Origin of the sequence: Heyndrickxia vini (assembly GCF_016772275.1) — a bacterium.
GTDB lineage: Bacteria > Bacillota > Bacilli > Bacillales > Bacillaceae_C > Heyndrickxia > Heyndrickxia vini.
Map to the genome: position 1 here is coordinate 1444099 of NZ_CP065425.1, position 22965 is coordinate 1467063.

Consider the following 22965-nt stretch of genomic DNA (forward strand, 5'->3'; position numbering starts at 1 on the left):
AGCGGAAATCAACAACCAAGTTTAACAAAGCTAATAAATATAATCCGAGTCTACAATGACTCGGATTTTTTAAACAATTTCTCCCCTCCAATTCCACATTCCAAAAATAACCCATCGATATTGTAATGCTGTGAAAAAGTATAATATTGTTTTTCACTATGTTGATTGGAGCGGAAGGCACGAGACTCCTGCGGGAAAAACGGTAAACGGGAGACCCCTCGTGCTAAGGTACGAGCGAGGAGGCTCCCGAACCGCCCGCGGAAAGCGAGTGCCTGCAGCGGAAATCAACATCCATGTTTAGCATTGATTTTGAAAAAGGGGTATAAGGTATGAATGAAAGAATAAAAAATAAATTAGCGATCCTTCCTGATCAGCCGGGTTGTTATTTAATGAAAGACAGACAAGGCACAATCATCTATGTTGGAAAAGCGAAAATACTAAAAAACCGTGTTAGATCCTATTTTACTGGCTCACATGATGGGAAGACCCAAAGGCTTGTTAGTGAAATTGAAGACTTTGAATATATTATTACTTCGTCTAATATTGAGGCACTCATCTTAGAAATCAATCTGATTAAAAAGCATGACCCAAAATATAATGTCATGTTAAAGGATGATAAAAGTTATCCCTATATTAAGCTTACACATGAACGACATCCAAAATTGATAACAACAAGAAAAGTAAAACGCGATAAAGGCAAATACTTCGGACCTTATCCGAATGTTCAAGCAGCAAATGAAACAAAAAAATTATTAGATCGTATTTATCCTCTCAGAAAATGTTCAACACTGCCAGATCGGGTTTGTCTGTATTACCATTTAGGACAATGTCTTGCACCGTGTGTGAATGAAGTAAAGGAAGAAACATACAAAGAAATAGTGGACGATATTGCTCGATTTTTAAATGGTGGTTATAAAGAAATTAAACAAAAGCTTACGAAAAAGATGGAAGACGCAGCAGAAAACTTAGAATTTGAACGGGCTAAAGAATATCGAGACCAAATCATAAATATTGAAACTACGATGGAAAAACAAAAAATCACCATGAATGATTACACAGATAGGGATGTATTTGGTTATGCAGTTGATAAAGGTTGGATGTGTGTACAAGTCTTTTTTATCCGCCAAGGAAAGCTAATTGAACGGGATGTTTCGATGTTTCCCTTTTATGATGAACCAGAAGAGGAATTTTTATCCTTCCTTGGTCAATTTTATTTAATGCCGAATCACTTTAAGCCTAAGGAGGTTTTACTACCAGAAAAAGTAGATTCGGATTTAGCAAATCAATTATTAGTAACAAAAGTGATTCAACCAAAAAGGGGTCAAAAAAGAGAATTAATTAAGCTTGCCGAGAAAAATGCAGCTGTAGCTTTAAAAGAAAAGTTTGCCTTGATCGAACGTGATGAAGAACGGACAATCAAAGCGGTTGAGAATCTTGGAGAAGCAATGGGAATTTATACACCACATCGGATTGAGGCATTTGATAATTCGAATATTCAAGGAACAAATCCAGTTTCTGCAATGGTCGTATTTGTTGATGGAAAGCCGGAAAAGAAAGAGTATCGGAAGTATAAAATAAAAACGGTTCAAGGCCCAGATGACTATGAATCGATGAGAGAAGTAGTTAGAAGAAGATATGGCAGGGCATTGCGTGAGGAGCTGCCGCTTCCTGATTTAATTATTATTGACGGTGGTAAGGGTCAAATAGAAGCCGCACGGGATATTCTGGAGAATGAACTTGGGTTAATGATTCCGCTTGCTGGATTGGCAAAGGATGAAAAACATAAAACATCTCAGCTATTGTCTGGGAATCCATTGGAGATTGTTCCGCTTGCAAGAAACAGTCAGGAATTCTATCTTTTACAAAGAATACAAGATGAAGTGCATCGATTTGCCATTACATTCCATCGTCAGCTTAGAGGGAAAAATGCTTTTCAATCGATGTTGGATGACATTGCCGGTATCGGTCCAAAAAGGAAGAAGCAGTTACTTCGGCACTTCGGTTCGATGAAAAAAATGAAAGAGGCATCAATCGAAGAGTTTATAGAACTTGGCATTCCACAATCAGCAGCGAAAGCATTGAAAGAAAAGCTAGATTCAAAATAGTTTTGTGACAATAATCCGAAAACAGTGGGAATTAAGTATAGTCAGGTAGATTTTATTATGATATAATAACTGAAAATTAAATCTAACTTTTATTTTAAAATAAGGGTAGAGGTGCGAAACTAAAGAGTAGAGGCTTGGAGAAGTATGAGATTCTATGAAGAGCTTTGAAAGGGAGTTTTGCCGAAGTGAAAACAAGGCTCATTCCTGTTTTTGCTGGTCTATGCATTTAAGAAATGCTGGACTGTCAAGGTGGATGATTCATCTTGGAGAGCTATCTCGCACAAGGCTATTCGTAATCTCTATATTACGTCTCCTAAAGCAATGAGGTAGGTATCTCATTGCTTTTTATTATGCAAAAAGCGCGGGTAGCAGTAAAAACATAATTATGAAAGAAGGCGAAATTAGTGGCACGAATAGTACTTAAATTTGGTGGAACGTCAGTTGGGGATACAGATCGAATTAAAAATACAGCAAACCGCATTATAGATGAAAAAAAGAAAGGAAATCAAGTAGTTGTTGTTGTCTCGGCAATGGGGAAGACAACGGATCAGCTTGTGAACCTCTCTAAAGAAATTTCGGCCTATCCAAGTAAAAGAGAAATGGATATGTTACTTTCGACAGGTGAACAAATTACTATTTCTCTGTTGTCAATGGCTCTTGCTGAACAGGGACATCCTGCTATATCCTTCACTGGTTGGCAGGCAAATATCCAAACAGAAAATATACATGGCAATGCTCGAATCATTGATATTAACCCGAAAAAAATTACAAATCATTTGCAAAATGATCAAATAGTTATTGTAGCAGGATTTCAAGGTGTCACGAATGATAGCGAAATTACCACATTGGGAAGAGGGGGATCAGACACGACAGCAGTTGCATTAGCTGCTGCTCTCAAAGCAGATAAATGTGTAATATATACGGATGTGACTGGGGTGTATACTTCTGATCCACGATATATTCCTCATGCTCGAAAATTGGGGGCAATTTCCTATGACGAAATGTTAGAACTCGCAAACCTTGGAGCGGGGGTTTTGCATGCTAGAGCCGTAGAATTTGCTAAAAATTATCAAATACCGTTAGAAGTTTGTTCAAGCTTAGTAAGAGAATCTGGAACAATCATTGAGGAGGAAGTAACAGTGGAAAAAAGTTTAATTGTTCGTGGTGTAGCTTTTGAAGATCAGATTACAAGAATCACTATTTTTGGGTTGAAAAATGGATTTAAAAATTTGTCATCAATTTTTACAAAATTAGCTAAACAAAATATTAATGTAGATATTATTATTCAAAATCAAACGGAAGGGGAAAATACCTATCTTTCGTTTTCAATAAAAAACGATGATTTACGAGATACGATTGAGATATTGGAGCAAAATCAAGAATCTTTAGGTTTTGATAATTTTGAATATGAATCCGGTCTTGCAAAGGTATCAATCATTGGTTCAGGGATGATTTCAAATCCAGGAGTGGCAGCTAAAATGTTTGACATTTTATCCATGAATAATATTGAAATTAAAATGGTCAGTACGTCGGAAATTAAAGTATCTACGGTAATAGAAGAAAAATATATGATTCAAGCGTCACAAGTTTTACATACCGCATTTGAACTTGATAAAGTTGAACTAGATGTAAAATAATTAGAAAAGCCTAGGAACTCAGGTCCTAGGCTTTTCTTAAATATCGGTATCTTTTAGATCCCATTGCACGATAATTTTAATTTTTTTATGGCGTTTTACGATTTCCTCATATGCTTCTGTTCTTACTTTTCTTTGTGATTGGATTTGTTCAGCCAGAAAACCTGCCTCAAGTTTAAAACTTGATTCTGTTTTCAATTCAAATTGCCGGCTAATTAATGGACTGGTTAATTCCAATTCCATTCCTTTTTTTTCTTCTTTTATTATGCGAAGGTCGCCCCAACCAGCTTCATCAAAAAAAGATATGATTTCATTTAATGACATTAATGGAAATTTTCTAGCTAGAAGCTTTCCTGACCAATATAAAATATCTGGAGTTTCTTTCCCTAATATTTCAGGTAATAATATATCACGAATCAATTCATATCCGAATGCTGGAATGGAAAGTTCACTGTTTTCGGTATTTACTTCTAATTCTGCAGAAGATTTCACGTAATTCCCCTCTTTCTCTATAGCTTTATTATATACAAAATTTAGTTTCAGTTTAATATAAATTTTGGTAAGTTACCTGATTTAAATTTTTTCGGAAAATTTGAGACAAACTATATATTAGAGAAATTTAATGCATTATCAATGATTTATATGTTTTAAACAGCAAAAAAGCATCTCTGTTTTTGTCGAATTTATGTATCCGTTTCCTTGACGCTTACCTAGAGCGGGAGTAAAATGGATATGTCACATAAATGTTATAAAATTTGCATGGTGTTCAAAATCTTATTTTGAATAATTTTGCTATGCACACGCTTTTATTATTAAGGGGGGTAAAATGTGGCCGGAAATCGTGAGTTTTTAAATCGCAGATTGCATTCATTACTAGGTGTTGTGCCAATTGGAATCTTTCTAATTGTCCACTTAGTTGTGAACCATTTTGCTACAGGCGGAGAGGAATCATTTAACAATGCCGTAGGCTTTATGGAAAGTCTTCCATTCCTTATTTTTGTTGAAATTATTGTTATTTATTTACCTTTGCTGTTCCACGCAATTTATGGATTATACATTGCATTCACAGCAAAAAACAATACGAGTCGATTAGGTTATTTTCGAAATTGGATGTTTTTATTCCAACGAATTTCTGGTGTAATTGTTTTGATCTTCCTTGCATGGCACGTTTATGAAACTAGAATTCAAGCAGCTTTAGGAAATGCTTCTCTTGATTTTAGTTTAATGGAGAGTGTTTTCTCTAATCCTTGGATGATCGCATTTTACATAATTGGCCTAATTGCAACAACATTCCATTTCTCTAATGGATTATGGTCTTTCTGTGTTAGCTGGGGAATTACCCAATCACCACGTTCACAACAAATAGCATCATATGTCGTGTTAGTTGTATTTGTTGTACTATCAGTAATCGGTATTCGTGCAATCTTCGCTTTTGTTTAAGACAAAAGCGAAACAATCATGTTCGTAAACATGTTTAAAGAAGGAGTGAGTCTTGAGTGAGTAAAGGAAAAATCATCGTAGTCGGTGGAGGCTTAGCCGGCTTGATGTCAACTATAAAAGTAGCAGAAGCAGGAAAACAAGTGGACTTATTTTCATTGGTACCAGTAAAACGTTCTCACTCTGTTTGTGCACAAGGTGGAATTAATGGTGCAGTGAATACGAAAGGTGAAGGAGATTCACCATGGATTCACTTTGATGATACAGTTTATGGTGGGGATTTCTTAGCAAACCAACCGCCGGTTAAAGCTATGTGCGATGCTGCACCAGGAATCATTCATTTATTTGACCGAATGGGTGTAATGTTTAACCGTACACCAGAAGGTTTACTTGATTTCCGTCGTTTCGGTGGAACACAACATCACCGTACTGCATTTGCTGGTGCAACGACTGGACAACAATTATTATATGCACTTGATGAACAGGTTCGTCGCCATGAAGTAGCTGGACTTGTTAATAAGTTTGAAGGCTGGGAATTCTTAGGTATTGTTCAGGATGACGAAGGAGTTTGCCGCGGAATTGTAGCGCAAAATCTTACTTCCATGGAAATTAAATCTTTTGAAGCTGACGCGGTTATTATTGCTTCAGGTGGTCCTGGAATCATCTTTGGTAAATCGACTAACTCTATTATAAATACTGGATCAGCTGCATCTATTGTTTACCAACAAGGTGCAACATATGCAAATGGTGAATTCATTCAAATCCACCCAACAGCCATTCCTGGTGATGACAAACTACGCTTAATGAGTGAGTCTGCACGTGGTGAAGGTGGACGTGTTTGGACATACAAAGATGGTAAGCCATGGTATTTCTTAGAAGAAAGATATCCTGCTTACGGAAATCTAGTACCTCGTGATATCGCTACACGTGAAATATTTAACGTATGTGTAGATATGAAACTTGGTATTAATGGTGAAAATATGGTTTATCTTGATCTTTCTCATAAAGATCCGCATGAGCTTGATGTAAAACTTGGTGGAATCATTGAAATTTACGAAAAATTCGTTGGTGAAGATCCACATAAAGTACCGATGAAAATCTTCCCAGCAGTTCACTACTCAATGGGCGGATTATGGGTTGACTATAAACAACATACAAAAATCCAAGGACTATTTGCAGCGGGTGAGTGTGATTATTCACAACACGGGGGTAACCGTTTAGGTGCAAACTCATTATTATCTGCTATATATGGCGGAATGGTTGCTGGTCCTGAAGCAGTTAATTACATTGATGGATTAGAAAAAAGCACAGATAGCTTATCTTCTTCAATTTTCGATAATGCTGTTAAAAAAGAAGAAGATAAATGGAATAATGTTTTATCCTTAAATGGTACGGAAAATGCATATCTTCTTCATAAAGAGCTTGGGGAATGGATGACGGATAATGTAACGGTTGTTCGTTACAATGATCGTCTTCAAAAAACTGATGATAAAATCCTTGAATTAATGGAACGTTACAATAATATTAACGTAAATGATACGGCAAAATGGAGTAACCAAGCGGCAACATTTACTCGCCAATTGAAAAATATGCTTCATCTTGCTCGTGTAATTACGATTGGAGCATTGAATCGTAATGAAAGCCGTGGTGCCCACTACAAACCTGATTTCGCTAAACGTAATGATGAAGAATGGTTAAAAACTACAATGGCTGACTTCGATGCTTCGACTAACACTCCTAAATTCAGCTACGAGGATGTTGATGTATCGTTAATTAAACCACGTGAACGTGACTATACTAAGAAGCATTAATAATTAATGTTGACCTTATAAGCCTCGTTAACTCAATAATACTTAAAAGGAAAGAGGAGAAATAAGGATGAGTGAACAAAAAACGGTAACTTTTATTATTACTCGTCAAGATAATCCAAATTCTTCTCCCTATGAAGAAGAATTTACATTACCTTATCGACCAAATATGAATGTTATTTCATCGTTAATGGAAATTCGCCGTAACCCAGTAAATTCAAAAGGCGAAAAAACAACTGCAGTGACTTGGGACATGAACTGTTTAGAAGAAGTTTGTGGCGCATGTTCTATGGTTATTAATGGGAAACCAAGACAATCATGTTCTGCACTAGTTGATAAATTAGAACAGCCGATTCGTCTTGCTCCGATGCGTACATTCCCGGTAATCCGTGATCTTCAAGTAGACCGAAGCCGTATGTTTGACTCTTTGAAAAAGGTCAAAGCATGGATTCCAATCGATGGAACATATGATCTAGGTGAAGGACCACGTATGCCTGAGAAAAAACGTCAATGGGCATATGAACTATCTAAATGTATGACATGTGGGGTTTGTTTAGAAGCTTGCCCAAATGTTAACAGTAAATCTAACTTCATTGGTCCTGCACCACTTTCACAAGTTCGTTTATTCAATAGCCATCCAACAGGTGCGATGAATAAGGATGAACGTTTAGAAGCAATTATGGGTGATGGCGGACTTGCAAACTGTGGAAACTCACAAAACTGTGTACAGTCTTGTCCAAAAGGTATACCTTTGACAACATCAATTGCGTCTTTAAACAGAGCAACGACATTCCAAATGTTCAAAAACTTCTTCGGAAGCGACCATATGGTGGACTAATTGTTAAGAAAAGCCTTCAATCTAATGATTGAAGGCTTTTCTTTTTAAATTTCTTTTAACTATTTTATATTCTCGGTATAATAGAAGGGGGATGAATGATCATTCATTTTTGGAAGGGGGAAAATTGTATGAAAAAAACTTCTTATATTGAAAATTTCCATGATTGGCAAAGGGGTTTTTCCTTTTATCATCCAGTTAAAGTTCGTTTTTCTGAAACAGATATGTATGGCCATTTAAATAATACCGTTCCATTTACATATTTTGAGGAAGCACGAATTGAATTTTTGAAAGAAATTGAATTTATGCAAGACTGGCTAAAAGAAGAAAATGAAACAATTCCAGTAGTTGCTGATTTACAATGTGATTACATTCGTCAAGTGTTTTTTGATGAGAAACTTAAAGTGTTTGTTAAAGCGAATAAAATTGGTACATCTTCGGTTGATCTTCATTATATGGCAACTAATGAGCAAAATGATGTTTGCTTTGTTGGACGGGGAGTAATGGTTCAAATATCTAAGAAAACCGGCAAATGGGTTGCCTGGTCAGAGGATGAAAAAGAAAAATTAATTCCAAATGGATATGCAACAGAAAGCTAATTGGATTCATTTATGTATAAATAACGGCAATTATATAAATAATTTGCACATTTTTGATGTTTTCTTCACTTCCTTGCCAATACGATGTCACTCTACTTATTTCTTTCACATATGATAATTTGACAATCAAAATACCCATCCCCGCGGTTTAAAGCTGGCGAAGGCAAGGAGGGTTACAATAGTTGAAGGACAACGAATTCACACACAAACCGCTGCTTACAAAAAGAGAAAGAGAAGTTTTCGAGCTGTTAGTTCAAGATAAAACGACAAAAGAAATTGCAAGCGAATTGTTTATTAGTGAAAAAACGGTTCGAAATCATATTTCCAACGCCATGCAAAAGCTTGGAGTCAAGGGGCGTTCTCAAGCTGTGGTTGAACTTCTTCGCATGGGAGAGTTAAAGCTTTAGCCGGAAACCGACTGCTATATAAGCAGTCGGTTTTGTCATACTTAATAAGATTATTATTATTGCAAAACAAATCATGCTTGAATTTTTTATAAAAAAAGGTGACAATATTTTTAGTGGACTTAAAATAAAACCATCGTATAAATTTAAGAGGCCAATGAAGTTAGATTTTTCTTTTAAGAAATATGAGAAATTGGATTTCGCCATTTTCTTCAAATCCAACCTCTAACCTCTGACTTCTAACTGATAGGGGGTTCTTCATTAATGAATAATGAAGGAAATGTACAACTGCACGCAGCAGAGGATGTAGCAGCTATCGAAAAAGATTTGCGGTATATAGCAGCTATCGTCAAACAAAAAGGAAGAGAACTTTTAAGCGAATATACAATTACACCTCCTCAATTTGTCGCTCTTCAATGGTTATTTGAGGAAGGGGATATGACCATTGGTGAGTTGTCTAATAAAATGTATTTAGCTTTTAGCACGACTACTGATTTGATTGACCGTATGGAAAAAAATGAACTGGTTGTTCGTGTAAAAGATCCACATGATCGAAGAGTAGTACGAATTCACCTATTGGCAAAGGGCGAAAAAATGATTGAAGAGGTCATTCAAAAACGACAAGGATACTTGCAAGACATACTAATAAATTTTTCGAATGATGAGGTTATTCATTTAAAGAAAAGCCTTGTTAAATTACATCAAGAAATGAAAGCAGAATGAGGCGAGATTGTTGAACCAACCAATAGGTATTATTGATTCAGGTGTAGGGGGACTAACGGTTGTAAAGGAAGTGCTGAAACAATTGCCGAATGAAAGCATTATATATGTCGGTGATACTGCCCGTTGTCCATATGGCCCAAGACCTGTTGATGAAGTAAAGGCATATACATGGCAAATGACAAGATTTTTGTTAAAACGAAATATAAAAATGTTAGTCATTGCATGTAATACTGCGACTGCTGTTGTTTTGGATGAAATTCGCACAGAATTAAAAATTCCCGTGCTAGGTGTTATCTATCCAGGCGCAAGAGCAGCATTAAAAAGTACTAAAGGATTTAATATCGGTGTGTTAGGGACGATTGGTACAATTAAAAGTGGTGCATATGAAAAAGCTTTAAAATCAATAAATAGGAAAGTAAATATTACATCATTAGCCTGTCCGAAATTTGTCCCACTTGTGGAGAGCGGAGAGTACAAAAGCGCCATTGCCAAAAAAATTGTTGCCGAATCATTAGCCCCAATCCAAAAAAGTGGTATTGACACTTTGATTCTAGGCTGCACCCATTATCCTTTATTAGAAGGTTTAATAAAAAATGTTATGGGTAATAACGTGAAGGTCATTAGTTCCGGAGATGAAACGGCTCGTGAAATAAGTACCATTTTATATTTTCGCCATATAATGAGTACAGACAATGCATGTCCGAAACATCAATTTTTTACAACCGGTTCGAGCAGTATGTTTTCTCAAATTGCTACTGCCTGGCTTGAGCAAGAGATTGTGAATACAGAAACCATTTATTTAGGAGACGAATAACTCCTACATAAATGGTTTTTTTTATGCAAAGAAAAAACGGTCTATTTTTTAATGAAGGCTCGTATAGATAGTAGTACAAACTGTCTTAGGAGGGTACAAAATGTCTAAAAAAACAAAGGTGACAGTAGCAGTAACTATGCTTGCATCAAGCGTGTATTTGTCGGGTTGTGGTTTATTTGGTGGTGACAAAACAGAAAAAATTGATCCGCCGAAAACGGTAAGCTCATTAAAGAAAGGGGAATCATTAACAGGAGATAAAGATAAACAAGCAAACGCTGTAGATGAAAAGAATTCGATTATGACTGAATTATATTTAATTGATAATAATGGCTATGTTGTTTCGCAAGCATTGCCGTTGCCAAATGAAAAAGGCATTGCAACAAAGGCGTTAGAATACTTAGTCGTGGATGGGCCAGGTCAAAATATAATTCCGAATGGATTTAGAGCAGTCCTGCCTGCAGATACGAAAATAAGTGTAAATGTGAAAAAAGACGGAACAGCAGCAGTTGATTTTTCAAAGGAATTTAATGATTATGATAAAAAAGACGAAGAGAAAATTTTGCAATCAATCACATGGACATTAACACAATTCGATTCAATTAAACGTGTGACATTAAGTGTGAATGGGCATCCATTAAAAGAAATGCCTGCTAATAAAACACCGATTAATCAAGAAGGCTTAACTAGGGCGAATGGAATAAATACTGATCTTACTGGCGTAATTGATATTACGAATACCCATTCGTTAACAGTTTATTATTTAGATGAAAATGATGGCAAGTCTTATTATGTTCCTGTTACGAAACGAATAAGTAATACGGAAACAAATGATGTAAAAGCAGTAGTAAATGAGTTAGTAAAAGGTCCAAATCCAAAATCGCCGCTTGTTAGTGCGTTTCAATCAGAAGTGGCATTGTTAGACGATCCGGTTATCGAAGATGGAAAAGTGACGTTGAATTTTAATGAAAATATTCTTGGAAGCTTTGAGGGGAATACGATTTCGGAAAATGTTTTAAAACCACTCGTATATTCATTAACAGAGCAAAAAGATATTAAGAGTGTCGCTATTGAAGTCAACGGTAGTACAAAGCTGTTAAACGAGGAAGGAAAACCATTATCGGAACCTGTTACTCGTCCTGAAAAGGTAAACACAGGTAGTTTTTAATAAGTAAAATTTGATATACTATAAATAATACAATTAAGAGGTAGGCTCGTATAGATGAGCCACCTCTTCTTTCTTGGCATTAAAAAGGAGGTTTACGAATGAGAGTTGACGATAGAGAAGCATTACAATTAAGACCAATACATATAGAAACAGAATACTTAAAACATCCAGAAGGATCTGTTCTCATTACCGTTGGAGATACGAAGGTAATTTGTACAGCTAGTATTGAAGATCGAGTTCCTCCGTTTATGCGAGGCAGTGGAAAGGGCTGGATAACAGCAGAGTATTCCATGCTTCCACGTGCAACTGAGCAACGTAATATACGCGAATCCTCTAAGGGAAAAGTGACTGGAAGAACGATGGAAATCCAACGATTAATCGGACGTGCTTTGCGTGCTGTCGTACAATTAGATCAAATCGGGGAAAGAACGATATGGATAGACTGCGATGTAATACAAGCGGATGGAGGAACAAGAACAGCTTCCATTACAGGTGCATTTATTGCAATGGCACAAGCTCTTTCCAAACTACATGAAAATAAAGGAATTAAAAACTTTCCAATTACAGATTATTTAGCTGCGACTAGTGTAGGCATTATACAAGATGCAGGTACCGTTCTCGATTTAAACTATGTTGAAGATAGTCAAGCATTAGTAGACATGAATGTGGTTATGACGGGAGAAGGAAAATTTGTCGAATTGCAAGGAACAGGGGAAGAAGCTACGTTTTCTCCGGAAGAGTTGCAACAATTAATAAACGCTGCTAAGCAAGGATTAGACAAGTTGTTCAGTCTTCAAAAACAAGCTTTAGGTGAAATCTCATCAAAAATAGAAAATAATCGTCGTGAGGATTAGGAATATGGAAAAACAAGTGATCATTGCAACCAAAAATAAAGGCAAGGCGAAAGAATTTGAAAAAATGTTTTCAACATTTCATATTAAGGTGAAAACGTTACTAGATTTTCCTGAAGCAATTGATGTAGAAGAGACTGGAAGCACGTTTGAGGAAAATGCAATCTTAAAAGCAGAAACGATTTCACAACAATATAATATAATGACGATTGCAGATGATAGCGGATTAGTTATCGATGCCTTAGATGGCAGACCAGGTATCTATTCTGCAAGATATGCAGGAGAAGAAAAAAATGATGAGGCAAATATAGATAAGGTTTTAGCCGAAATGATCGATATACCGAATGATGATCGAAGTGCCAAATTTTATTGTGCATTGGCTATCGCTATTCCTGGTAAAGAAACGATTACTGTTTCGGGTACATGTGAAGGTGAAATACTTCGAGAACGCAAAGGGAATAATGGTTTCGGCTATGATCCGATATTTTTTATTAAAGACAAGGGACAAACAATGGCAGAATTGCCATCAGAAGAAAAAAACCGAATCAGTCATCGTGCGAAAGCCGTAGATAAACTTCCTTCAATTTTACAAAATTTATTTTTTTTAGGTGATCAAAAATGAAGTTACTAATCGTTAGTGATAGTCATGGGTTACGGGAAGAATTAAAACGGCTGAAAGAAGAATATGAAACTAAAGTCGATGCGATGATTCATTGCGGTGATTCAGAACTTATGGCAAATGATGAAGAAATAAACGGGTTTTTAGTCGTCAGAGGAAATTGTGATTATGACCGACAATTTCCGCTAGATATTAAAGAAAAAATTGATGGAAATAAAATATTTGTTACACATGGTCACCATTATAATGTGAAAATGACGCTTATGAATCTTTCATATAAAGCAAAAGAAGTGGATGCGGATTTTGTCTTTTTTGGTCATTCGCATATGCTCGGTGCTGAGATGATTAATGGCACCTTATTCTTAAATCCTGGTAGCTTTCTAATGCCGCGAGGTCGTAAAGAAAAAACATATGCCATCGTTGAAAAAAATAATCATTCGATCACAACGAAATTCTTTTCAGATCTTCATGAAGAATTGGTTGACTTGCGTCAAACATTTACATTGTAGGTATTTTAAATTGCAGTCTAACTTCAGACTGCAATTTAAAATAAAAAAACAAAAAACTGTTGACAGAGTAAAACAACCCATATATAATTAAAAATGTCCTCGATGAACGAAGCGATTCATTAAATCGAGAATACATAAATAATGTCCCAGTAGCTCAGCTGGATAGAGCAACAGCCTTCTAAGCTGTGGGTCGGGGGTTCGAATCCCTCCTGGGACGTCATACAAAAACAAAAAGCTTACATTCGTGTAAGTTTTTTTGTTTTTTCACTAGTTAATGAACGAATCACTAGTGTTTTTGTTTTGGAAATAAAAACATGCTAAACTTAAACTTGTCATTACTTCATGTTGGCTTAGAAACACATCGGAAAAGGCGGACTTATGATGGAGAAAAACAAAAAAGAGAATAGTGATCAAAAAATTGTGCTTTTTCCTGGGGTAAAGGATCGTCTCATGGAAATGGGAATAGCTCATCTAGATAACCATCAATTTGCTGAAGCAGTGAATTTTTTAGGCCAAGCGAATGAAATAGATCCCGAAAATCCCGAAATTGGCACAGCATATTTAATTGCATTATATGAAAGTGGCAATTATGAAAAGGCGAAAGAAGTATGTCATTATTTATTGCATCAAGGTATAGGGAACTATTTTGAAATTATTGATGTATACTTAATGATTTTGATACAACTTAGTAATCATGAAGAAATCATACATACAATTACTACTTTAATAGATGAAAATGAAGTTCCTTTAGAAAAAATTGAGCATTACAAAAAACTACTGCAATTTAGCCAAAATAGAGTTGGGACAGAAAACCAGCAGCCAGTACTGAAAATGGATGAGCCAAAGACTCCATTATTTTCATCGGAAGATATAAAAGAAAACATATACAAACTTGCACAGCTTTCTAATCAAAATATATATCCATATATGGATGAACTAATAAAATACATAGGGAAAAGGGAAGCCCACCCATTTTTAAAAACGATGATTGTGAATATTTTAAGTGAACATGGTGTTGAAAAAGAAATTCATTTAGAAAAATTTAATAATAATGGGACTTTTATCCCGGTAAAGTTACCATCCATTTTTGAAACATCTTTTTATATAGTATTACTTGAAACATTAAAAAACGAGTTAGAAAACAATAATCCGACATTATATCAACAAATGAAAGATATAGTGGATCGCCATTTTTTCTTACTCTATCCCTTTGAACTTATGCCAGAGAATCCCAGATTATGGTCTTTAGCCTATCAATGTTTTGGACAAGAGTTATACGGAGAAACAGTAGATTTAGAAAAAATAGCTATAGAGAATCAAGTAAATATTGCAAGTCTAGTAAAAGCTATTAACTTTCTAAAAAAACTCGAAGAAATTTCTTTACCGATTATATAGCTCCTTCTTGAAACAGAAAAAACGTATGTTATAATGAAAGGGTTGTAATGTGTTTTTATTTAAATTAGTAATGGCAATCATTAAAAGTGTTATCTATTACATCTGTTCATTACACTATCAAAATATAGATTGTTGGAGGGAAAGGTATGTCAGCAAAATGGGAAAAGCTTGAAGGAAATCAAGGAGTATTAACAGTAGAAGTTGATGCTGAAACTGTAAAAACTGCTTTGGATGGTGCCTTCAAAAAAGTTGTAAAACAAGTAAATGTTCCAGGCTTCCGTAAAGGTAAAATGCCACGTGGTATGTTCGAACAACGTTTTGGTGTAGAATCTTTATACCAAGATGCATTGGATATTCTTCTTCCAGATGCATATGCACAAGCAATTGAAGAAACTGGAATTGATCCAGTAGATCGTCCAGAAATTGATATTGAGCAAATGGAAAAAGGAAAAGAGCTTATCTTCAAAGCTACAATTACTGTTAAGCCTGAAGTTAAACTTGGGGAATACAAAGGTTTAGAAGTTGAAAAGTTCAATACTGAAGTAACAGATGAAGATGTTGAAAATGAATTAAAAACATTACAAGAACGTCATGCAGAGCTAGTTTTAAAAGAAAACGGAGCTGCTGAAAATGATGACACAGTTGTAATCGATTTTGAAGGTTTTGTTAATGGCGAAGCATTCGAAGGCGGTAAAGCAGACAACTATTCACTAGTTCTTGGATCTAATAGCTTCATTCCTGGTTTTGAAGAACAATTGGTTGGCGCAAAGGCTGGCGAAGAAAAAGATGTAGAAGTTACATTCCCAGAAGAATATCATGCTGCTGAATTAGCGGGTCAACCAGCTACATTTAAAGTAACTGTACATGAAATCAAAACAAAAGAGCTTCCTGAATTAGATGATGAATTTGCAAAAGATGTAGATAGTGAAGTAGAAACAATCGCAGAACTAAAAGAAAAAACAAAAGCGAACTTAAAGCATTCTAAAGAGCATGAAGCAGAACATGCGATTCAAGATGCTGTTGTAGAAAAAGCTTCTGAAAATGCTGAAATCGATATTCCTGAAGCGATGATCAATACTGAAGTGGATCGTATGATGCAAGAATTCGAACAACGTTTACAAATGCAAGGAATGAATCTTGAATTGTACTTCCAATTCTCAGGTCAAGACGAACAAGCACTTCGCGACCAAATGAAGGAAGATGCAGCGAAACGAGTTCGTATGAATCTAACTTTAGAAGCTATTGCTGAAACTGAAAAAATTGAAGTATCAGACGAAGAAGCTGAAGAAGAAATTAATAAAATGACTACAATGTATAATATGTCTGCGGACGATATTAAACAAGCACTTGGCGGATTAGACACAGTTAAAAGAGACGTAAAAATTCGCAAAGCAGTTGAATTTCTTGTGCAAAACAGCAAGACTATAGAATAAAATAAAATAATAGATATAAAAATAAAACAAGGCACGACTTATTCGTGTCTTGTTTTATAAAATACATAACTTTTTAAGACAAAATAAAAAAATATATACATATGAAGAATATAAAACTTATTTTCGGGAAAGTCTTGAGTAAGTAGGAAAATAAACAATCCATGGCGAAATAAATATGTAAGCTTTAAAATTTCCTGTCCAACATAGAAATATGTTACAATCCAATACATAACAATTTTTTAAGTGTTCCGACATAGCCAATTTCTTGAAAAGTATTAAATTAATGGTTTTGTCCTTCGGTGTAGGGTAAAACAATTGATAAAAGGATTTTTTTGCAAAAGATAGAATGTCTTTACTTAATCTTTTTTTTTGAAATTGCGGTCAATTATTCGAAAGTTTTTAATAAGGGGTGAATCTCATTGTTTAAATTCAACGATGAAAAACAACAATTAAAATGTTCGTTTTGTGGTAAAACACAAGATCAGGTTCGTAAATTAGTAGCAGGACCAGGTGTTTATATATGTGATGAATGTATTGAACTTTGTACAGAAATTGTAGAAGAAGAGCTCGGTACAGAAGAAGAGGTTGAATTTAAAGATATTCCAAAACCATTGGAAATTAGGGAAATATTAAAAGAATATGTTATTGGACAGGATCAAGCTAAGAAGTCACTGGCAGTTGCTGTGTATAACCACTATAAACGCATCAATTCTAACAGTAAAATTGATGACGTCGAACTGGCAAAAAGTAATATTTGTTTAATTGGACCTACAGGAAGCGGAAAAACACTGCTTGCACAAACATTAGCACGGATTTTAAATGTACCATTTGCAATTGCAGATGCTACTTCATTAACTGAAGCAGGGTATGTAGGGGAAGATGTTGAAAACATCTTATTAAAATTAATACAAGCTGCAGATTATGATGTAGAGAAAGCAGAAAAAGGAATTATCTATATTGATGAGATTGACAAAGTGGCACGTAAATCTGAAAATCCATCGATTACTAGAGATGTATCTGGAGAAGGTGTCCAACAGGCCCTATTAAAAATCCTAGAGGGAACTGTTGCCAGTGTTCCTCCACAAGGTGGACGGAAACATCCACATCAAGAATTTATTCAAATTGATACGACAAATATTTTATTTATTTGTGGTGGTGCATTTGATGGGGTTGAACAAATTATTAAACGTCGTCTTGGCCAAAAAGTAATTGGATTTGGCGGTGAGAACAAAGGCGCAGATATCGATGATAAAAAACTGCTATCTAAAATATTGCCAGAAGACTTACTTAGATTTGGCTTAATTCCAGAGTTTATCGGTCGTCTTCCGGTTATTGCAAGCCTTGAACCACTTGACGAAGAAGCACTTGTTGAAATTTTAACGAAACCAAAAAATGCTCTTGTTAAACAATATCGAAAAATGCTTGAGTTGGATGAGGTGGATTTAGAATTTGAAGAGGATGCCTTAAGAGAAATTGCAAAACGTGCAATTGAAAGAAAAACAGGTGCCCGTGGCTTACGTTCAATTATTGAAAGTTTAATGTTGGATGTGATGTTCGAACTTCCATCACGAGATGATATTAAAAAGTGCATTGTTACGAAGGAAGCTGTTCTTAACAATGAACCGCCAAAATTGGTTTTAGAAGATGGAACCATTATCGAGGGAGACGAGCAATCGAAAACTGCTTGACCTTTAAAGCCTAGTAGACATGTCTTGTCTACTAGGCTTTTGAAATTTCTGAGTGCTATTTGCTCTCTTAGGGCATGGGCCTTCCACAAAAAAATGGTTTATTCCCTTTAACTCCAGGAGATACTAAATTTATAATGAATCAAGCATCTTGGAGGGAATTCGATGAGTTGGACAGGGATAGCATTATTAATTCAATTATTTTTTGGAGTGATTATCGGTTTATATTTTTGGAATCTGCTTAAAGGGCAGAAAACGCAAAAAGTATCTATAGACCGAGAATCTCGTAAAGAAATGGAACAATTAAGGAAAATGCGTTCCATTAAATTAACAGAACCACTTGCAGAACGTGTACGTCCATCGAACTTTCAAGATATTGTTGGGCAAGAAGATGGTATTAAGTCATTGAAAGCAGCCCTTTGTGGACCTAATCCACAACATGTTATTGTTTATGGACCACCAGGAGTGGGGAAGACTGCTGCAGCAAGATTAGTATTAGAAGAGGCTAAAAAGAATAGCAAATCACCTTTTAAGCAGACATCTGTATTCATAGAGCTAGATGCAACGACAGCGAGATTTGATGAACGTGGGATTGCTGATCCACTTATTGGCTCTGTACATGATCCAATTTATCAAGGAGCGGGAGCAATGGGACAAGCAGGTATCCCACAACCAAAACAAGGTGCTGTTACAAATGCACACGGTGGTGTTCTTTTTATTGATGAGATTGGTGAACTACACCCGATACAAATGAACAAGCTTTTAAAAGTGTTGGAGGATCGTAAAGTATTTTTAGATAGTGCGTACTATAGTGCCGAAAATTCTCAAATTCCTTCGCATATTCATGACATTTTCCAAAATGGATTACCCGCTGATTTTCGCTTAATTGGCGCAACTACTAGAACACCTAATGAAATTCCGCCCGCAATTCGATCAAGATGCATGGAAGTATTTTTCCGGGATCTTGAGCAAGAGGAAATTGCTAAGGTTGCCAAAAAGGCCGCTGAAAAAGTAAGTTTAACTCTTTCAGACTCAGGAACGCATATTTTAGCTTCCTATGCGAGGAATGGTCGTGAGGCGGTAAATATGGTCCAAATAGCTGCGGGGCTTGCGATTCAAGAAGAGCGCTCCTTTATTAGTGATGCAGATATTGAATGGATTATTCAATCAAGTCAATTAACACCAAGGCTTGAAAGGAAAATCGGTGAGAAAGCTACTGTAGGGCTAGTAAATGGTTTAGCTGTGACAGGTCCAAATAGTGGAATACTGCTTGAAATTGAAGTAACCGTAATTCCTGCTAAGGAGAAAGGATCCATTAATATTACGGGAATTGTCGAAGAGGAAAGTATTGGCGGACAAGGAAAATCGATTCGCAGAAAAAGTATGGCAAGGGGATCCATTGAAAATGTTATAACGGTTTTAAGAACAATGGGTGTGCCAGCGGATCAATATGATATACATGTGAATTTTCCGGGTGGGATTCCTATAGACGGACCATCTGCGGGAATTGCCATGGCAACAGGGATTTACTCGGCGATATACAAAATTCCAGTTGATCATTCCGTTGCAATGACAGGGGAAATAAGCATTCACGGAAATGTTAAACCGGTTGGCGGCGTGTTTGCTAAAGTGAAGGCAGCAAAACAAGCGGGTGTGAAAACGGTTATTATTCCGGCAGAAAATATGCAATCGATATTAAATGAAATAGATGGCATTACGATTATACCCATTCATCAATTTGAAAACGCAATTGAGTTAGCATTAATAAATCATTTCGAAGAGGAATCACCTTTTGCCACTCCAATCGAAGAAATGGACAAAAAAAGTGTATAATAATCTAATCTGAATCGATTTGGTTCATACCAAATCGATTTCTTAAATAGGTTTAATAGTATAAAAATGTGATTAACGTATTCTACAAAATGGACACGATTATTTAAATACGTTAGAATTGAAAAAAGATTCGACGTTTCGCATTATATTTGTGAATAGTTCTTTACTTGTCATTTTTTGGAGGTGCACGATATTGACAAAGAAAATAGAGAACACCGTTCCTCTGTTACCACTCAGAGGATTGCTTGTGTACCCTACGATGGTCCTGCATCTTGATGTAGGACGCGAACATTCTGTTCAAGCATTGGAACAAGCAATGATGAACGATCATCTCATCTTTTTAACAACACAAAAGGATGAAAGTATAAATGAACCAAACGAAGATGACCTTTTCCGTATGGGAACTCTTACACGGGTAAAACAAATGCTTAAATTGCCAAACGGAACGATCCGAGTATTAGTTGAAGGGTTACATCGGGCAGAAATAGAAAACTTTTATGATAAAGAATCTTATTATGCAGTTTCTTTAAAGTCGTATGAAGGTAATGAACAAACTGACGTTGAGACCGAAGCATTAATGAGAACGATGCTTGAATACTTCGAACAATACATAAAGCTTTCTAAGAAAATTTCTGCGGAAAACTATGAAACGGTGGCAGATATTGAAGAACCGGGAAGAATGGCTGACATAATCGCTTCACATTTACCATTGAAATTAACACATAAACAAGAAGTTCTAGAAACAGTTGACATTAAGCAACGTTTAAATAAAGTCATTGAAATCATTCATAATGAAAAAGAAGTGCTTAATTTAGAAAAGAAAATCGGTCAACGTGTTAAAAAATCAATGGAACGAACACAAAAAGAATACTATTTACGTGAACAAATGAGGGCGATTCAGAAGGAGCTTGGAGATAAAGAAGGTAAAACTGGTGAAGTAGCTGATTTCTCTGAGAAAATAGAAAACGCTGGAATGCCAGAACATGTAAAGAATACCGCTTTAAAAGAATTAGATCGTTATGAAAAAGTCCCAACCACCTCTGCGGAAAGTTCGGTCATTCGCAACTATTTGGATTGGCTCATCTCCCTTCCATGGACAAAAGCAACAGATGATGATTTAGATATTATAAAAGCCGAAAAAATATTAAATCGAGACCATTATGGACTGGAAAAGGTGAAGGAACGTGTACTTGAATATTTAGCAGTGCAAAAATTGACCCAAGTTCTAAGGGGACCAATTCTTTGTCTTGCCGGACCTCCCGGAGTCGGAAAAACAAGTTTAGCTCGATCGATTGCTGAATCGTTAGGGAGAAAGTTTGTAAGAATTTCACTAGGTGGCGTTCGGGATGAATCCGAAATACGTGGACATCGAAGGACATATGTCGGTGCAATGCCAGGCAGAATTATTCAAGGGATGAAAAAAGCGGGGACTGTTAACCCTGTATTTTTACTCGATGAAATAGACAAAATGTCTAACGATTTTCGAGGAGATCCTTCTGCAGCCATGCTTGAAGTGTTGGATCCAGAACAAAACCATAATTTTAGTGATCATTATATTGAAGAAACCTATGATCTTTCCAAAGTCATGTTTATTACAACCGCCAACGATCTTTCATCCATTCCGGGACCTTTACGGGATCGAATGGAGATTATTTCTATACCTGGCTATACCGAACTTGAAAAAATTCATATAGCAAAGGATCATTTACTGCAAAAAGAAATGCAAGAGCATGGCTTGTCAAAAGGACAATTACAAGTAAGGGATGATGCATTCCAATCCATCGTCCGGTATTATACACGTGAAGCGGGAGTAAGAAGTTTAGAACGAGAAATTGCATCGATTTGCAGAAAAACGGCAAAAATGATTGTTTCCTCTGAAAGAAAACGTCTTATCGTTACCGAAAAAAATCTCGAAGAATTTCTAGGTAAGAAACGATTCCGTTACGGCCTAGCAGAAGTGGAAGATCAAATCGGTGTTGCTACTGGATTAGCCTATACAACCGTTGGTGGCGATACATTACAAATTGAAGTTTCCCTTTCTCCAGGTAAAGGCAAGCTCGTCTTAACGGGTAAATTAGGAGACGTGATGAAGGAGTCCGCTCAAACTGCATTTAGTTTTGTGCGATCTAAAGCTACAGAATTAAAATTGGAAGAAAATTTTCACGAAAAATATGATATACACATCCACGTTCCGGAAGGGGCCGTACCGAAGGATGGGCCATCAGCAGGTATTACGATTGCCACTGCCTTAACTTCAGCCTTAACCGGCATCCCTATTCGTAAAGAAGTTGGTATGACAGGAGAAATAACACTACGGGGCAGGGTCCTGCCAATCGGCGGTTTAAAAGAAAAAACATTAAGTGCCCATAGAGCCGGGCTAACAACAATTATTTTACCTAAAGACAATGAAAAGGATATTGATGACATTCCTGAAAGTGTAAGAAATGATTTGAAGTTAATACCTGTTTCACATATGGACGAAGTCTTAAAGGTAGCATTAAGCAGGTGAAATCGGAATGAAAGTAAATAATGCAGAACTAGTGATAAGTGCAGTTAGGCAAGAACAATACCCTGATGAACGATTACCGGAATTTGCTTTAGCAGGTCGTTCGAATGTAGGGAAGTCTTCTTTTATTAATAAAATGATTAATCGAAAAGCGTTAGCAAGGACCTCTTCCAAACCGGGAAAAACACAAACACTTAATTTTTACAAAATTGAAGAGTCACTATTCTTTGTCGATGTTCCGGGATATGGATTTGCAAAAGTGTCGAAAACTGAGCGCGAAGCATGGGGGAAAATGATTGAAACGTATATTACAACTAGGGAACAGCTTTGCGCTGTCATCCAAATTGTTGATTTACGTCATCCTCCTACGAAAGATGATGTATTGATGTATGATTTTTTAAAGCATTATCAAATTCCTTGTGTAATTATCGCAACGAAAGCAGATAAAATTCCTAAAGGAAAATGGCAAAAACATTTGAAAATTACAAAAGAAACACTAAATTTTGATCCTCAAGACGATATTGTTGTATTCTCATCAGAAACTGGTGAAGGAAAAGACAAAGTATGGGGAATATTAAAAAAGTGGATGTAAATATTAAGACCCATAATG

The 22965-nt window shown here is 36.0% G+C and carries 20 protein-coding genes, 1 tRNA gene and 1 riboswitch; of the genes, 20 read left to right on the top strand and 1 reads right to left on the bottom strand.

Annotation, left to right across the window (positions count from 1 at the left end; genetic code table 11):
- Positions 1-329: 329 nt before the first annotated feature.
- Both uvrC and I5776_RS07165 read left to right on the top strand, forming a co-directional pair.
- Positions 330-2105, top strand: a complete 1776-nt coding sequence (gene uvrC, locus I5776_RS07160; RefSeq protein WP_202779782.1) for an excinuclease ABC subunit UvrC — start codon at positions 330-332, stop codon at positions 2103-2105.
- Positions 2106-2203: 98 nt separating this feature from the next.
- Positions 2204-2387: riboswitch (Lysine riboswitch) on the top strand.
- 122 nt (positions 2388-2509) lie between these two features.
- Positions 2510-3742 carry an aspartate kinase gene (locus tag I5776_RS07165; RefSeq protein WP_202779784.1) on the top strand — a complete coding sequence of 411 codons (1233 nt, stop codon included), beginning with the start codon at positions 2510-2512 and terminating at the stop codon, positions 3740-3742.
- Between the two features lie 36 nt (positions 3743-3778).
- Here the strand turns inward: I5776_RS07165 and I5776_RS07170 are convergent, their stop codons facing one another.
- Positions 3779-4231 carry a YslB family protein gene (locus I5776_RS07170; RefSeq protein ID WP_202779786.1) on the bottom strand — a complete coding sequence of 151 codons (453 nt, stop codon included), beginning with the start codon at positions 4229-4231 and terminating at the stop codon, positions 3779-3781.
- A 336-nt stretch (positions 4232-4567) separates the two neighbouring features.
- On the opposite strand from I5776_RS07170, the gene I5776_RS07175 reads away from it, so the two are divergent.
- The 18 genes from I5776_RS07175 (at position 4568) to yihA (ending at position 22947) form a co-directional block, all read left to right on the top strand.
- Positions 4568-5179, top strand: coding sequence for a succinate dehydrogenase cytochrome b558 subunit (locus I5776_RS07175; RefSeq protein WP_202779788.1), 612 nt, complete (start codon positions 4568-4570; stop codon positions 5177-5179).
- A gap of 56 nt (positions 5180-5235) precedes the next feature.
- Positions 5236-6987, top strand: coding sequence for a succinate dehydrogenase flavoprotein subunit (gene sdhA / locus I5776_RS07180; protein WP_202779790.1), 1752 nt, complete (start codon positions 5236-5238; stop codon positions 6985-6987).
- A gap of 67 nt (positions 6988-7054) precedes the next feature.
- Complete coding sequence (sdhB, locus tag I5776_RS07185; protein ID WP_202779792.1) at positions 7055-7822, top strand: succinate dehydrogenase iron-sulfur subunit; 768 nt, start codon at positions 7055-7057, stop codon at positions 7820-7822.
- A gap of 128 nt (positions 7823-7950) precedes the next feature.
- A complete protein-coding gene (locus I5776_RS07190; protein WP_202779794.1) occupies positions 7951-8418 on the top strand; it encodes an acyl-CoA thioesterase in 468 nt (155 codons plus the stop codon).
- A gap of 182 nt (positions 8419-8600) precedes the next feature.
- Complete coding sequence (locus I5776_RS07195) at positions 8601-8825, top strand: helix-turn-helix domain-containing protein (protein WP_055739090.1); 225 nt, start codon at positions 8601-8603, stop codon at positions 8823-8825.
- A gap of 261 nt (positions 8826-9086) precedes the next feature.
- On the top strand, positions 9087-9545 hold the full coding sequence (locus I5776_RS07200; RefSeq protein WP_202779796.1) for a MarR family winged helix-turn-helix transcriptional regulator: 459 nt from the start codon (positions 9087-9089) through the stop codon (positions 9543-9545).
- 10 nt (positions 9546-9555) lie between these two features.
- Complete coding sequence (gene racE / locus I5776_RS07205; RefSeq protein WP_202779798.1) at positions 9556-10359, top strand: glutamate racemase; 804 nt, start codon at positions 9556-9558, stop codon at positions 10357-10359.
- A gap of 100 nt (positions 10360-10459) precedes the next feature.
- A complete protein-coding gene (locus tag I5776_RS07210; RefSeq protein ID WP_202779802.1) occupies positions 10460-11524 on the top strand; it encodes a GerMN domain-containing protein in 1065 nt (354 codons plus the stop codon).
- Between the two features lie 98 nt (positions 11525-11622).
- On the top strand, positions 11623-12378 hold the full coding sequence (rph, locus tag I5776_RS07215) for a ribonuclease PH (RefSeq protein ID WP_202779803.1): 756 nt from the start codon (positions 11623-11625) through the stop codon (positions 12376-12378).
- Between the two features lie 4 nt (positions 12379-12382).
- Positions 12383-12997 carry an XTP/dITP diphosphatase gene (locus I5776_RS07220; protein ID WP_202779805.1) on the top strand — a complete coding sequence of 205 codons (615 nt, stop codon included), beginning with the start codon at positions 12383-12385 and terminating at the stop codon, positions 12995-12997.
- Positions 12994-13503: a metallophosphoesterase gene (locus I5776_RS07225; RefSeq protein ID WP_202779807.1), complete on the top strand. Its 510-nt coding sequence runs from the start codon at positions 12994-12996 to the stop codon at positions 13501-13503. The genes I5776_RS07220 and I5776_RS07225 overlap by 4 nt, the downstream gene beginning before the upstream one ends.
- A gap of 143 nt (positions 13504-13646) precedes the next feature.
- Positions 13647-13720: transfer RNA gene (locus I5776_RS07230), tRNA-Arg, on the top strand.
- Positions 13721-13884: 164 nt separating this feature from the next.
- Positions 13885-14898 (top strand): tetratricopeptide repeat protein, encoded by a 1014-nt coding sequence (locus I5776_RS07235; RefSeq protein WP_202779809.1) that lies wholly within the window; start codon positions 13885-13887, stop codon positions 14896-14898.
- A gap of 146 nt (positions 14899-15044) precedes the next feature.
- Positions 15045-16331: a trigger factor gene (gene tig / locus I5776_RS07240; protein ID WP_202779811.1), complete on the top strand. Its 1287-nt coding sequence runs from the start codon at positions 15045-15047 to the stop codon at positions 16329-16331.
- Positions 16332-16750: 419 nt separating this feature from the next.
- Entirely contained in the window at positions 16751-18019 is a 1269-nt protein-coding gene (clpX, locus tag I5776_RS07245) for an ATP-dependent protease ATP-binding subunit ClpX (protein ID WP_202779820.1), read from the top strand.
- Between the two features lie 162 nt (positions 18020-18181).
- Positions 18182-19849 (top strand): ATP-dependent protease LonB, encoded by a 1668-nt coding sequence (gene lonB / locus I5776_RS07250; protein ID WP_202779823.1) that lies wholly within the window; start codon positions 18182-18184, stop codon positions 19847-19849.
- A 193-nt stretch (positions 19850-20042) separates the two neighbouring features.
- Positions 20043-22358, top strand: coding sequence for an endopeptidase La (gene lon, locus I5776_RS07255; protein ID WP_202779824.1), 2316 nt, complete (start codon positions 20043-20045; stop codon positions 22356-22358).
- Positions 22359-22365: 7 nt separating this feature from the next.
- Positions 22366-22947 carry a ribosome biogenesis GTP-binding protein YihA/YsxC gene (yihA, locus tag I5776_RS07260; protein ID WP_202779825.1) on the top strand — a complete coding sequence of 194 codons (582 nt, stop codon included), beginning with the start codon at positions 22366-22368 and terminating at the stop codon, positions 22945-22947.
- Positions 22948-22965 lie beyond the last annotated feature (18 nt).

Excerpts from the sequence above, each read along its gene's own strand:
- uvrC (WP_202779782.1), top strand. The coding sequence starts at position 330 with ATGAATGAAAGAATAAAAAATAAATTAGCGATCCTTCCTGATCAGCCG.
- sdhB (WP_202779792.1), top strand. The coding sequence starts at position 7,055 with ATGAGTGAACAAAAAACGGTAACTTTTATTATTACTCGTCAAGATAAT.
- I5776_RS07190 (WP_202779794.1), top strand. The coding sequence starts at position 7,951 with ATGAAAAAAACTTCTTATATTGAAAATTTCCATGATTGGCAAAGGGGT.
- I5776_RS07200 (WP_202779796.1), top strand. The coding sequence starts at position 9,087 with ATGAATAATGAAGGAAATGTACAACTGCACGCAGCAGAGGATGTAGCA.
- I5776_RS07210 (WP_202779802.1), top strand. The coding sequence starts at position 10,460 with ATGTCTAAAAAAACAAAGGTGACAGTAGCAGTAACTATGCTTGCATCA.
- rph (WP_202779803.1), top strand. The coding sequence starts at position 11,623 with ATGAGAGTTGACGATAGAGAAGCATTACAATTAAGACCAATACATATA.
- I5776_RS07220 (WP_202779805.1), top strand. The coding sequence starts at position 12,383 with ATGGAAAAACAAGTGATCATTGCAACCAAAAATAAAGGCAAGGCGAAA.
- I5776_RS07225 (WP_202779807.1), top strand. The coding sequence starts at position 12,994 with ATGAAGTTACTAATCGTTAGTGATAGTCATGGGTTACGGGAAGAATTA.
- I5776_RS07235 (WP_202779809.1), top strand. The coding sequence starts at position 13,885 with ATGGAGAAAAACAAAAAAGAGAATAGTGATCAAAAAATTGTGCTTTTT.
- tig (WP_202779811.1), top strand. The coding sequence starts at position 15,045 with ATGTCAGCAAAATGGGAAAAGCTTGAAGGAAATCAAGGAGTATTAACA.
- lonB (WP_202779823.1), top strand. The coding sequence starts at position 18,182 with ATGAGTTGGACAGGGATAGCATTATTAATTCAATTATTTTTTGGAGTG.
- yihA (WP_202779825.1), top strand. The coding sequence starts at position 22,366 with ATGAAAGTAAATAATGCAGAACTAGTGATAAGTGCAGTTAGGCAAGAA.